Source organism: Flavobacterium frigidimaris (assembly GCF_002217275.1).
Lineage (GTDB): Bacteria > Bacteroidota > Bacteroidia > Flavobacteriales > Flavobacteriaceae > Flavobacterium > Flavobacterium aquidurense.
This window is the reverse complement of the sequence record NZ_MUGV01000026.1, coordinates 1-13,624: the sequence shown is the minus strand read 5'-3', so window position 1 is coordinate 13,624 and position 13,624 is coordinate 1. Positions and strand designations below refer to the sequence as shown.

At 33.8% G+C, this 13,624-nt stretch carries 10 protein-coding genes; 4 read left to right on the top strand and 6 right to left on the bottom strand.

Going from position 1 to position 13,624, the window contains the following annotated elements; genetic code table 11:
• Positions 1-35 precede the first annotated feature (35 nt).
• Complete coding sequence (gene scpA / locus B0A65_RS15705) at positions 36-2,171, top strand: methylmalonyl-CoA mutase (protein WP_074659206.1); 2,136 nt, start codon at positions 36-38, stop codon at positions 2,169-2,171.
• 53 nt (positions 2,172-2,224) lie between these two features.
• Here the strand turns inward: scpA and B0A65_RS15700 are convergent, their stop codons facing one another.
• From B0A65_RS15700 to dapF, 4 genes are all read right to left on the bottom strand, one after another.
• Complete coding sequence (locus tag B0A65_RS15700; RefSeq protein ID WP_074659207.1) at positions 2,225-2,872, bottom strand: peptidoglycan-binding protein LysM; 648 nt, start codon at positions 2,870-2,872, stop codon at positions 2,225-2,227.
• Positions 2,873-3,358: 486 nt separating this feature from the next.
• Positions 3,359-4,399: an endolytic transglycosylase MltG gene (mltG, locus tag B0A65_RS15695; protein ID WP_074659208.1), complete on the bottom strand. Its 1,041-nt coding sequence runs from the start codon at positions 4,397-4,399 to the stop codon at positions 3,359-3,361.
• A gap of 10 nt (positions 4,400-4,409) precedes the next feature.
• The gene (locus B0A65_RS15690; protein WP_074659209.1) at positions 4,410-4,943 is read right to left on the bottom strand and encodes a GNAT family N-acetyltransferase; all 534 of its coding nucleotides are present in this window, start codon (positions 4,941-4,943) and stop codon (positions 4,410-4,412) included.
• Positions 4,944-5,011: 68 nt separating this feature from the next.
• The gene (gene dapF, locus B0A65_RS15685) at positions 5,012-5,794 is read right to left on the bottom strand and encodes a diaminopimelate epimerase (protein ID WP_074659210.1); all 783 of its coding nucleotides are present in this window, start codon (positions 5,792-5,794) and stop codon (positions 5,012-5,014) included.
• Positions 5,795-5,932: 138 nt separating this feature from the next.
• On the opposite strand from dapF, the gene B0A65_RS15680 reads away from it, so the two are divergent.
• Positions 5,933-7,333 carry a trypsin-like peptidase domain-containing protein gene (locus B0A65_RS15680; RefSeq protein WP_074659211.1) on the top strand — a complete coding sequence of 467 codons (1,401 nt, stop codon included), beginning with the start codon at positions 5,933-5,935 and terminating at the stop codon, positions 7,331-7,333.
• Between the two features lie 230 nt (positions 7,334-7,563).
• On the top strand, positions 7,564-9,012 hold the full coding sequence (locus B0A65_RS15675) for a glyceraldehyde-3-phosphate dehydrogenase (RefSeq protein WP_074659212.1): 1,449 nt from the start codon (positions 7,564-7,566) through the stop codon (positions 9,010-9,012).
• A 62-nt stretch (positions 9,013-9,074) separates the two neighbouring features.
• Here B0A65_RS15675 and B0A65_RS15670 read toward each other — a convergent pair whose 3' ends face one another.
• Positions 9,075-9,533, bottom strand: a complete 459-nt coding sequence (locus B0A65_RS15670; RefSeq protein ID WP_041516998.1) for an Lrp/AsnC family transcriptional regulator — start codon at positions 9,531-9,533, stop codon at positions 9,075-9,077.
• A 202-nt stretch (positions 9,534-9,735) separates the two neighbouring features.
• On the opposite strand from B0A65_RS15670, the gene ald reads away from it, so the two are divergent.
• Positions 9,736-10,854, top strand: a complete 1,119-nt coding sequence (gene ald, locus B0A65_RS15665; protein WP_074659213.1) for an alanine dehydrogenase — start codon at positions 9,736-9,738, stop codon at positions 10,852-10,854.
• Positions 10,855-10,987: 133 nt separating this feature from the next.
• Here the strand turns inward: ald and pafA are convergent, their stop codons facing one another.
• Positions 10,988-12,625 (bottom strand): alkaline phosphatase PafA, encoded by a 1,638-nt coding sequence (gene pafA, locus B0A65_RS15660; RefSeq protein ID WP_074659214.1) that lies wholly within the window; start codon positions 12,623-12,625, stop codon positions 10,988-10,990.
• Between the last annotated feature and the right edge of the window lie 999 nt (positions 12,626-13,624).

Sequence of the window (13,624 nt, the reverse complement as noted above, 5' to 3'; positions counted from 1 at the left end):
AAGTAATTAATAATCAAACAAAACGAAGTGTCTCCATGATAAGAAAAGACCTTAAACATATTAATCTGGACAGTGAAAAGTTAAAAGTCGAAAGTCAAAAGTCAGACATTTTAGCCGATAACTTTTTTACTGCTGAAGGTATTGAACTTAAAAAAACATATTCAGAAAAAGATCTTGAAAATTTAGAATTTCTTGATTTTGGGGCTGGCTTTGCGCCAAATTTACGTGGCCCGTATGCTACAATGTATGTCAGACGTCCGTGGACTATTCGTCAATATGCCGGATTTTCAACAGCTGAAGAAAGCAATGCTTTTTACAGAAGAAATTTAGCTGCCGGACAAAAAGGACTTTCAATTGCTTTTGATTTACCAACACACCGTGGTTACGACTCAGATCACGAAAGAGTTGTTGGTGATGTTGGAAAAGCGGGCGTTGCAATTGATTCTGTCGAAGATATGAAAGTTCTGTTTGATCAGATTCCATTAGATGAAATGTCAGTTTCAATGACGATGAATGGAGCTGTTTTACCTATTATGGCTTTCTATATTGTTGCTGCCGAAGAACAAGGTGTTGAAATCGGAAAATTATCAGGAACGATTCAGAATGATATTTTGAAAGAGTTTATGGTACGTAATACTTATATCTATCCTCCAACACCATCAATGAAAATTATTGCTGATATTTTTGAATTTACGAGCAAAAAAATGCCAAAATTCAATTCTATTTCAATATCAGGATATCATATGCAGGAAGCGGGTGCCACTGCTGATATTGAATTGGCTTATACTTTAGCAGATGGTTTAGAATATATCAGAACCGGACTTTCAACCGGAATGACAATTGATGAGTTTGCTCCTCGCCTTTCTTTCTTTTGGGCAATTGGTATGAATCATTTTATGGAAATCGCCAAGATGAGAGCAGGTCGAATGATTTGGGCAAAATTAATTCAAAAATTTAATCCGAAAAGCGATAAATCTTTAGCACTAAGAACGCATTGTCAAACAAGCGGTTGGAGTTTAACAGAACAAGACCCTTTTAATAATGTAGCCAGAACCTGTATCGAAGCAACTGCTGCTGCTTTTGGAGGAACACAGTCTTTACACACCAATGCACTTGACGAAGCGATTGCCTTGCCAACTGATTTTTCTGCCAGAATTGCACGTAATACACAAATCTTTCTACAAGAGGAAACTAAGATAACTAAAACCGTCGATCCTTGGGCCGGAAGCTATTATGTTGAAAGTTTGACCAATGAAATACTAGAAAGTACCTGGAAACTTATTGAAGAAGTTGAAGAACTAGGAGGAATGACAAAAGCCATTGAAGCCGGAATTCCAAAACTGAGAATTGAAGAAGCTGCAGCGAGAAAACAAGCACGAATTGACAGCGGGCAAGATATTATTGTTGGTGTAAATCAATTCAGATTAGAAAAAGAAGATCCGTTGCATATTTTGGATGTTGACAACCAAATGGTTCGTAAGCAACAAATTGAACGTCTTGAAGAAATAAAAGCAAAAAGAGATACTAAAAAAGTAAATCAATCACTGGAAAAATTAATTCATTGTGCCAAAACTGGCGAAGGTAACTTACTGGAAATTGCGACTGAAGCAGCTCGTGAAAGAGCAACATTAGGAGAAATAAGCGATGCTCTGGAAAGTGTTTTTGGCAGGTACAAAGCGCAAATTAAATCCTTTAGCGGTGTGTATAGTGCAGCAATAAAAAATGACGAAAATTTTGAAAAGGCAAAACAATTAGCCAATGCTTTTGCTAAACAAGAAGGAAGACGCCCTAGAATTATGATTGCCAAAATGGGGCAAGACGGGCATGACAGAGGAGCAAAAGTAGTAGCAACAGGTTATGCTGATGTAGGTTTTGATGTTGATATTGGTCCGCTTTTTCAAACTCCTGCTGAAGCCGCCAAACAAGCTGTGGAAAATGATGTACATATATTAGGCGTTTCTTCCCTAGCTGCCGGACATAAAACTTTGGTTCCACAAGTTATTGAAGAACTTAAAAAACATGGCCGCGAAGATATCTTGGTAATTGTGGGCGGTGTTATACCGGCACAAGACTATCAATATTTATTTGATGCTGGTGCAGTTGCCGTTTTTGGACCAGGAACAAAAATTAGTGAAGCTGCAATTAAAATTTTAGAAATATTAATTGACTAATTTATTTCATAAAAAAAATCCCGAGTTAATCGGGATTTTATTTTTTTTACTTTTTAGTCGTTTATTGTAGCGTTACTATCTGCTTCAATATAAGAAAGATCATAACCTCCAAAGGCTTTCATATAACTTCTTAATGAAGTTCCGTAAGCATCTCTGAAACGTCTATTCCCTTTATTTTTAAAGAAGTTTTTTACGGAGCCAGCGCCCCCAAGATGTGCTGCTGCCAAAATTCCAGATTCGGTAATGGCCACACCGCTAATAATTTTCCCTTCGTACCTTTCAATTTCATTACGTAAAATCCATTTGTTTTTGGATAATAGCGCAACAAATGCTTTTTCTTGTAAAGCAGGGTTTTTTAAAAATGCTTTCCCACTGTGAACACCAATCGATCTCAATGCCTGAGGACCAAATTGGTATTTCCCCATATATCCAAGAGAGTTTACCAAACGGTATTTTCCCTGAGACTCTTTAAAAGCAACTGCTTCTTTAAAACCGATTAGATGATTTCCCGTGTATGGGACGTTTAATTTGTTTGATTCAGGATAATCATCCTTATCGAGCGATGGAAATAAGTATTCTGATCCATCTGTTTTTTCTATTAAAAACCAAGGTTTGGTTTCTAGATTAAAGGGTTTAAAACCCAAACTTAAAAATGTAATAATAACGACTAAACTCGCATAAAAATACCATTTCTTTATCATAAATTGTTTTTCTTCAAAACGCTGTCACCCTCTTGAAATTTCTACGGTGCAAAGATAACCAAAACAAAACAATACTGACAATCAGGTAATTAAGCGTTTTTAAGAATTGTAAAATTGAGCTTCATCCCTTTAATGATGCCCTTTTCAAGCATAAATGGAAGACTTCAAATTAGCATTAAAAGCAGTAAAAAATAAATTCCAAAAACATCATTTTTATCAAATTTTTAGCAATTTTGTTAAAATAATACTACTTAACTTACATTATTTACAATTTATTTACAGATAAATAAATGAGATTTAACCTCAATTTTATTTTTTTTAAATTTAAAAAGCGACCTTCATTTACTTTTCTTCCTTTAAAATTTTAAAAGTGATCCAATCAAAATTCACAAATAATCCTATTTCATAGAAAAACCGAAACCTCTAAAAAATAAAAAAACCGAAGCTTTACGCTTCGGTTATATTTTTTATGAAGTAATCAAAAAACTATCTTGTTACACCCTGGCTCGCAATCCAGTCAGAATATTTTTTTGCATTTACATTGTGTTCTGCTAAAGTGGAAGCAAATTCATGATATCCAAAACGCTCAACACTAGCACAAAAATAGATATAATCGTTTTTCTCCGGATTTAAAACTGCTTCAAGAGCCGTAATATCTGGCATTGCAATTGGCCCAGGAGGCAATCCAATATTTACATAAGTATTATACGGAGATTTCATTACTAAGTCATTATAAAATACTCTTTTGATAACCTGGTCAAAATTATTGTCTCTTAATTTTAAAGCATAAATTACCGTGGGATCTGCTTGTAAAGGCATTGCTAAACGCAAACGGTTTAAATAAACTCCTGCAATTCTGGGTCTTTCGTCTTTTTTAACTGATTCTTTATGAACAATTGAAGCTAAAATAGTAACCTGAACAGGTGTTAAACCTTGTTCTTTTGCTTCTGCAATTCTTTTATCTGTCCAGAAATTATGATACTCCTTGATCATTTTATCACGGAATTTCTCTGCAGAAGTATTCCAATACACTTCATATGTATTTGGAATAAACATTGCAAATACATTGTCTTCATTAAAACCGTTTGTTGCCATAAAAGTCGAATCCTTAATCGCTTTCATTAAAGATAAACTGTCAGCTTCGATTTCAGAGCCAACTCTTCCGGCAAAATTCTCCAAACGCTCCTGATTATTAAAAGCTAATTTAACAGGAACATTAGAACGCATTGCACGAACCAAATCGATATTATTCATATCTTTTTTAAGTAAAAAACGGCCTGATTTTACATTTTCCGGATAGCTTCTTTTATTGGCTACCATTTCGAAGTTTTCGAAATTCTTAATATAAGGTTCTAATATTTTTTTAACATCGGTATAATTGGCACCAGTCGGAACATAAACATAAAGTTCTTTTTCCTCAAATTTTGTGTTGGCGCTAAAAATTCTGCTAATCAAAATAAATCCGTAAATCATTAAAACTGAAATTACGGCTACAGCAGTTATCGTGATAATTTTTTTTAAGCTCAAAGTTTAAATTTTAAATTTGTTTGTTAATTAATTGAAACATTGCTTCGTCTTGATAGTGGTTATTCAGCAAGATCCAATCTTTTTTAATTCCTATTTTCTCAAAACCAAATTTAGTAAAAAGAGCTATACTTGCTACATTTTCGACACTAATATTTGCATAGAGCTGATGTAAATTTAAATTATAAAACGCATATTTTATTAAAAGCTCTAATGCTTCAGAGCCAATATTTTGCCTTTTATTTTCATCCTTTTGGATAACGATTCCAACACCCGCTTTATTATTCTTGGGGTCAAATTCAAATAAATCAATTAATCCAATCGCAGGAAAATCTTCATCCTGGCAAATAGCCAATCGCAGTTGTTTGGCTTCATAAATATCCTGATGTGCATTTTCAAGATACTGACGAACCAAAAAACGGCTGTAAGGCGTATAAGTATTACTAACTTCCCAAATGTTTTGATCATTTTCCATCGCATACACAAACTCTAAATCATTAGGTTCTAATGCACGCAGATAGATATTTTTGCCTTTGAGTGTGATCATTTAATTTTAGATTGTTGATTGTAGATTTGAAATGAAGATTTGGAATTTGGAATTTAAAAATTGAGATTTTATATTTCTATTGTTCCCTTGAAAACAAATTTTGCTGGTCCGGTCAAGAAAACATTAGTAAAATGATCTCCTAATTTATCAAAAGAGACATTAAGCTTTCCTCCTTCAACATTTAAATTGATAGATGTTTTATCCGTTTCTCCAATTGCATTCATTGCAATTGCAACCGCAGTTACTCCTGTCCCACAGGCCAGAGTTTCATCTTCAACACCTCTTTCATAAGTACGAACTGAAAAAGTATCTTCATCAATTTTCTTTACAAAATTCACATTACTTCCTTTTTCTCCATATAATTCTCCGTAGCGAATCGATGCTCCATTATCTTTTACATTATAATTCTTCAAATCTTCGACAATTTGAACATGATGTGGAGAACCAGTATTTAAAAAAGTATAAGAATCTTTCTTTTGTATGTCATCTACATCAATCATTTGCAAAGAAACAATGGCATCATTTCCAACTGAAGCATGATGTAATCCGTCCGTTGCCATAAAAATTGCCTGATTGTTGATCACGCCCAATTGATTTGCAAAAGCTACCAAGCAACGACCTCCGTTTCCACACATCGAACTTTCATTTCCATCAGAATTGTAATAAACCATTCTGAAGTCCGTATCCGAATCATTTTCAAGTAAAATAAGTCCGTCAGCGCCAATACCAAATCGTCTGTCACACAATTGCTCAATTAGTTGAATATCTTCTTTTGGAAAAAAATTAGTACGATTGTCAATCATCACAAAATCATTGCCCGTACCTTGATATTTATAAAATTCTATTTGCATTTTTTGTCTATTAATAAGTACAAAAGTACGAACTATTAATTAATGAAATGTTAATCAATGTTAAAGAGCGTTAAAGCATTTTTTGAAATAATTTTTTCCTTTAATTTTACGTTAGTAACTTAAACATAAATCCTAATTATGAAAAGATTTTCAAGCTTATTTTTAGTGTCATTACTGAGTGGTGCTACTACACTTGGTGCTTACAAATTATTATTTGATGGCAACAATTCTTTTTTTGGAAGAGAAAATTCTGTTGTTACGCTAGCCCCAAATTCATATGGCAGAAATGTTGCACTATCAGCTGAAACGGTTGATTTTACAGCTGCCGCAGATAAGACAATCCATACTGTTGTTCACGTAAAAAATGTCTCGAGAAGGACAGTCAGTAATCCGATGATGGAATTTTTCTATGGATACGGTGGTCAACAACAACAGGAACAAGTAGGAACTGGTTCTGGTGTTATTATTTCTGAGGATGGATATATCGTGACGAACAATCACGTAATTAAAGATGCTTCGGAAATCGAAATTACCTTAAACAACAAGAAATCATATACTGCAAAATTGATTGGTACCGATTCAAAAATGGACATCGCCCTATTAAAAATCAATGCCGATGAAAAACTTCCCTATACTGCTTTTGCCAATTCTGATAATGTAAAAATTGGCGAATGGGTTTTGGCTGTAGGTAATCCGTACAACTTAACTTCGACTGTAACTGCGGGAATTGTTTCGGCGAAAGCCAGAAATTTAGACACAAGTGGAATTCAATCTTTTATTCAGACTGATGCAGCTGTAAATCCAGGAAATAGTGGTGGAGCGTTAGTAAATACGCGAGGAGAATTAATTGGTATTAATACAATGATTTCTTCCATGACTGGTTCATATGTTGGTTATTCATTTGCCGTTCCGTCTAATATCGCGAGAAAAATTATTGAAGACATTATGGAATTCGGAAATGTTCAAAGAGGTATTTTAGGTGTTGAAGGCGGCGAATTAAACAGTACAGCTTCAAAAGAATTGGGTGTAACTCAAACGCAAGGCTTTTATATCAGTAAAGTTTCTAAAAATTCAGGAGCTGAAAAAGCTGGTCTTTCAAAAGGAGATATTATTGTAAAATTAGACGACCAAAATATTGCAACTTATGCTGATCTTTCAGGTTACATTAACACGAAAAGACCAAATGATGTTGTCAAAGTTACTTATATGAAGGACGGACAAACGAGAACGGTTCCGGTAACTTTAAGTAAAAATGAATTCTTTAGTACCGAATTTAAAGGAATAGAATTAGAAAATATCGATGCTGCTGATAAAAAGAAATTCAGAATTGATTATGGTGTAAAAATTAAAAACATAACCAACGACAATTTAATGCAATATCAAAATGAATTGCAAGGCAATATTATTTTAAGCATTGATAATGTAAAAGCAACAAATGTTGAAACCGTTTCGAAACTTTTAAGTAAAAAAGACGAAGGACAAAGTGTCCGAATCGAAATGATAAATAGAAATGGAGAAATCTTCAGAATAATTATTTAATTATAGTCGCAGTTTTCAGTCACAGTTATCAGATCCCTAAAGACTGAATACTATGACTGAGACTGAAAACTAGTTAAAATCCTCTCATAAAAAGTCATCTTAAAAAATTAAGATGGCTTTTTTATTTTTCAAAAATAAATCACAAAATAGTTTACGAAATCGATTGAAATGGATACTTTTGCGCAAAATTTTAAAATAGTGAGCATTTTATTTTTTCAATTTAATCAATTATGAGTAAAAAATCTTTGTACCAAAAAGAGGTATCGTTACAAGTCGACCGAAGAAGAGCTGGTGTCGAATTAATAAAAGTCATAAGCGATTTATGGTATGACAAATCCATTGAAATGGTTTTATTTAAAAACCAATTATTGGATAAAAATGTCAGTGACATAATAAATTTACATCAATACGCAGGTGAATTCGTAGGTAAACCTATTAGTGTTTTTGATTCTGTTGAAATTGCAAAAGTAATTTTGTCATTAGATTTTCCACCTGCAAAATTAGATTTAGGAAAATTGACATACGAATATCTTTTAGAAGAAGAAAAATATCCGGATGCCAGATATTTTGTGATGGAAAAATTGAAAAAAGCCAAATCAACAAAAGAAATTCAGCCAAAAGATGTCGTATTATATGGCTTTGGAAGAATTGGACGTCTACTTGCAAGAGAATTAATGTCAAAAACTGGTAAAGGAAACCAACTGCGTTTGAGAGCAATTGTAACCCGTGACAAAAATGATGCGTCAATTTTAGAGAAACGAGCTTCTCTGTTACGTTACGATTCAATTCATGGAGATTTTCAAGGATCCGTAATTGCTGATCCAAAGAATAATGCTTTAATCATTAACGGAACCACCGTTCACATTATAAATGCCAATACTCCGGAAGAAATAGACTATACACAATACGGAATCAATGATGCTTTAGTTATAGATAATACTGGCGCTTTTACAACAGAGGAAACCCTTAAAAGGCATTTAACTTCAAATGGAGTTGGTAAAGTTTTATTGACAGCACCTGGAAAAGGAGTTCCAAATATCGTTCACGGGGTAAATCATAACGAATATAATCCTGACGAAATAAATATTTTTTCGGCAGCATCCTGCACTACAAATGCGATAACTCCAATTTTAAAAGCAGTTGAAGATACTTTAGGAGTTTTAAAAGGCCACTTAGAAACCATTCATGCGTATACAAACGATCAGAATCTGGTTGACAATATGCATAAAAAATACCGTCGCGGAAGAGCTGCTGCATTAAATATGGTTATTACGGAAACTGGTGCCGGAACTGCAGTTGCAAAAGCAATTCCATCCCTTGAAGGAAAATTAACTTCAAATGCTATTAGAGTCCCAGTTCCAAACGGATCGTTGGTGGTATTAAACTTAGAAGTTAAAAAAGTTACCTCTATAGCAGCAATCAATAAAATAATGAAAAAATATGCTTTGGAAGGTGAACTTGTAGAGCAAATTAAATATTCCTTAAATAATGAATTGGTTTCTTCTGATATAGTAGGAACTTCTGCCCCTTCAATTTATGATAGCAACGCCACAATTGTTTCAAAAGATGGCAAGAACATCGTACTTTATATTTGGTACGATAACGAATATGGATATAGTCATCAAGTAATTCGTTTAGCAAAGTACATTGCTAAAGTTAGACGTTTTACTTATTATTAATATAAAACCAATCCAACCATTCTTAAAACCATCAAGTTTTTCTTGGTGGTTTTTTGTTTGTTTTAAATTGGGAGAACTGTAGTGCTTTTTACTTCAGAAATTACAAAAACAGTGTTTATTAGAGAAACCTCAGGTAAAATAGATAATTTTTTTTGATGAAAATGATGATAGCTTTCCATATCAGGAATAATGATTTTAAGCATGTAATCGAAATTACCAGAAACATAATTACATTCCACAACTTCCGGTAAATTCAAAATCGATTGATTAAACCCCTCAGAAGTATCATAAGTCTGTTTCGTAAGTGTCACCTGACAGTAAACTGTTAGATTATTTCCAAGTTTTTTCTTGTTCAAAATCGAAACATACTTTTCTATAACTCCTTCTTTTTCAAGGCGTTTGACCCTATCATGAACCGGTGTAAGAGACAGATTTATTTTATTTGCAATGTCCTTTAACGTATAATGGGCATTTTCCTGCAAAAGTCGTAAGATTTTTTTGTCAATTTCATCTAAAGCCATAGCGAAAACGTTTTCTTAAATTAGTAAAATTTAGTCTTTTTTTCTCTTTTGAGACTTGCAAGACGCTCCAAAAAGAATAAATTTCTGTAAAAGTATAAAATAAAATAATATTTTCTTATTTATACGCCCAATATCAATAATATATTCTCTATCAGTAGCTTTGTAAAAACAATTTAAGAAAAAAACAAAAAAATATAACAAGATGATAATAGGTGTTCCAAAAGAAATCAAAAACAACGAAAATCGTGTAGCATTAACTCCAGCTGGTGTTTCTGAGATGAAAAAACATGGACATACAGTTTATGTTCAAGCAACTGCAGGTTTAGGAAGTGGCTTCAGCGATGATGAATATGTGACTGCAGGGGCAGTAGTTTTAGGAACTATTGAAGAAGTTTATGCTATCGCAGAGATGATCATTAAGGTAAAAGAACCAATTGCTTCTGAATATCCTCTAATCAAAAAAGATCAATTACTTTTTACTTATTTTCACTTTGCTTCATCAGAACCATTAACTCATGCTATGCTTGAAAAAGGTGCAGTTTGCTTAGCTTACGAAACAGTTGAAAAAGCAGATCGCAGTTTACCTTTATTAGTTCCAATGTCTGAAGTTGCGGGTCGTATGGCAATTCAACAAGGAGCAAAATATCTTGAAAAACCATTAAAAGGAAGAGGAATTCTTTTAGGTGGTGTTCCAGGTGTGCCACCAGCTAAAGTATTAGTTTTAGGTGGAGGAATTGTTGGAACTCAGGCTGCAAAAATGGCTGCTGGTTTAGGAGCACAAGTGACTATTATGGATTTAAGTTTGCCACGTTTACGTCATTTAGATGATATCATGCCAGCAAACGTAAATACAGAGATGTCAAACCATTATAACATCACAAGAGCAATTAAAGACGCAGATTTAATTGTTGGAGCCGTTTTAATTCCAGGAGCAAAAGCACCTCACTTAATCACTCGTGACATGCTTAAATTAATGCGTCCGGGAACTGTTGTTGTTGACGTTGCTGTAGATCAAGGTGGTTGTATTGAGACTTGTACGCCTACAACACACGAAAACCCAACTTTTATTATTGATGATATCGTTCACTATTGTGTGGCTAATATGCCAGGCGCTGTGCCTTACACATCAACTTTAGCTTTAACAAATGCTACTTTACCTTACGCTGTACAATTAGCAAACAAAGGATGGGAAAAAGCTTGTAACGAAAACGAAGAATTGAAAAAAGGATTAAACATTGCTAACGGAAAAATCCTTTACAAAGGAGTTGCTGAAGCTTGGAATCTTCCTTTTAACGAAGAATTAGTGTTAGCAAACGCATAGTGTTAACATTATAATAAGTGCTTACTAAAACACTACTAAAAGGGCTTTTCTTAATTGAAAAGCCTTTTTTTTAGCATAAAAAAAACCTGTCATAAAACAATGACAGGTTTAACTTTATATAGAAATAGAAAAACTATTTTTTCTCAGTTTTCTCGATTTTTTCATCTAAAACCTCTTGCAACAATTTTGCCTCAGTTCCATTAGGAAAACTAACTTTAATTTTTTGAGCTATTGTCGGGGCAATTTCAGTAATTGCTTTTTTATCATATGATTCACCTTTTTTAATGTGCCATCCGTAAAAAATAGCCGGTACATGAGTATCATATGCATAAGGTGTCCCATGAGAGGTTCCGGTAACCGAATATTCCATATCTCCAGGTTTATTGATTATAACCATATCCCCATCCTGAGTAACATCATATCCTTTTGCTACAAAATTTAAATAGTAATCATTTCCAGAATTAGCTAAAATTTCTTCTTCTGTATAGACTTTTTTAATCTGAGGCATGGAAATCATATACTCTTTAAAAGCTTGTTTTACTTTTACTAAATCCAAACCTTTATCTTTAACTATTTGTTTATTAAAGAAGATATTAAAATTAGAATAATTTAAAAGCAAATCAACACCAAAAGTTTTTACAGAGAAATCACCCAAATTCTTTCTAAAATCTTTTGACGGATAATTATCAACATTGTATTTACGATCTTTTAAGTAAATAACATTTTCTGCTCCTGCATGATCCGCTGTGAGAAAAAGTAAATAATTCCCTTTTCCAACTGTTTTATCCAAATAATCTAAAAAATCAGCAATCGTCTGATCTAATCTTAAATAAGTATCCTGAAGTTCCATAGAACGAGGCCCTAATAAATGCCCCACATAATCTGTTGACGAAAAACTAACCGTTAAAAAATCAGTAATATTATCCTTTCCTAATTCTTCTTTTTCGATAGCCTTTTTAGCAAATTCAGCTAATAAATCATTACCATAAGGAGTTGCCCTTAGAATTCCTGCATCATTTTTCTCATACATCGTTTTCAAGTCATATGGGAAAACGGGTGCTGCACTGCCATATAACTTACCTTCATACGGATTATTATCCGGCAAACTTTCATTGTAAGTTGAAGCAGGTTTATACAAATCCCAACCTTTATTAATATAAGGCATGTAATGCTTCTCATTATTAAACTGATTCACCCATTCAGGTAATTTTTCACCATAAAATGTACTTGAAATAAAAGAACCAGTTTTGCTATACCAGAAAGCCCAGTTTGCAAAATGACCCGCAGGCAAAATTGCACCACGGTCTTTAAGGCTCATTCCAATAACTTTACCTTCAAAATTGGTAGCCATTCTTACTTCATCTGTAATAGTGGTACTTTGAAGATTTTTAGGAGACATTGCTCCTTCTTCAACTGTTCCATCTCCAACTGTTTTCACACCAGCATCATCTGTACAGTACATTTCTTTGCCTAGTGTTCTGCTAAACCATTCGTTACCAACAATTCCATGTGTAGCAGGAGTTGTTCCTGTATAAATTGAAGCATGTCCCGGAGCCGTGTAAGTTGGCATGTAGTTATAATGCATATTCTGAAAAGTATACCCATTATTCATTAATTTCTTAAAACCATACGGTGAAAAATCATCTGAAAACCGATATAAATATTCCATTTTCATCTGATCAACTACAATACCTACAACTAATTTAGGTCGTTGTTGAGCATTTAAATTTGCGATAACAAACAATGTCAACAATACAATACTTTTTTTCATACTTAAATTATAATATTTACACAAAAATACTGATTCACATTTAAAATGGCTAACCGAGGCTAAATTAAAACTCAAAATTGATTTTAATTTAACAGAAACAAGATGATACATTGTTTAAAGAATACATATAATCTGGGCGTTTCCCTCCGGGCCGGGCTGTCCGCTATATCTTTTGCGATAGACGTTTTGGGTTTGAAAAGAAGTTTCGGGTGTCGCAAAAGGATGCCGCTCCCATCCCTAACGCAGTCTACGGCAAAAAGGAAGTATTGTCTTCAAAAGAAATTCCAACTTTTAAATCCCAAATTCCAATATAGACCGTGAAAGATTTGTTTTCACTTTCAGAAAAAACTTTTATGCAGCAACTGCTATTTAACCGCAAAGCACACAAAGAGCTACGCAAAGCTCGCCAAGTTATAACACACAGCTTTGCGAACTTGATAAAGACAACAGTAAACACAAAGAAAAAAGGCCTTCGCACTCTTTGCGGTTAAAAATCTTACCGCAAAGAACGCAAAGGGACACGCAAAACTCGCAAAGTTATACCACACAGCTTTGCGAACTTAATAAAGACAACCACAAACACAAAGAAAAAAGGCCTTCGCGCTCTTTGCGGTTAAAAATCTTACCGCAAAGAACGCAAAGGGATACGCAAAACTCGCAACGTTACACCCCACAGCTTTGCGAACTTAATAAAGACAACCGACAAACACAAAGAAAAAAAATTCTTTGCGCTCTTTGCGGTTAAAAATCTTACCGCAAAGAACGCAAAGGGATACGCAAAGCTCGCAAAGTTACACCACCAAAAGCCTTTGCGACCTTAATAAAGGCAGCAACAAAGTATAAAGAAAAAAAACCTTTGCGCTCTTTGCGGTTAAAAATCTTACCGCAAAGCACGCAAAGGGATACGCAAAGCTCGCAAAGTTACACCACACAGCTTTGCGAACTTAATAAAGACAACTACAAACACAAAAAAAAATCTTTTGCGCACTTTGCGGTTAA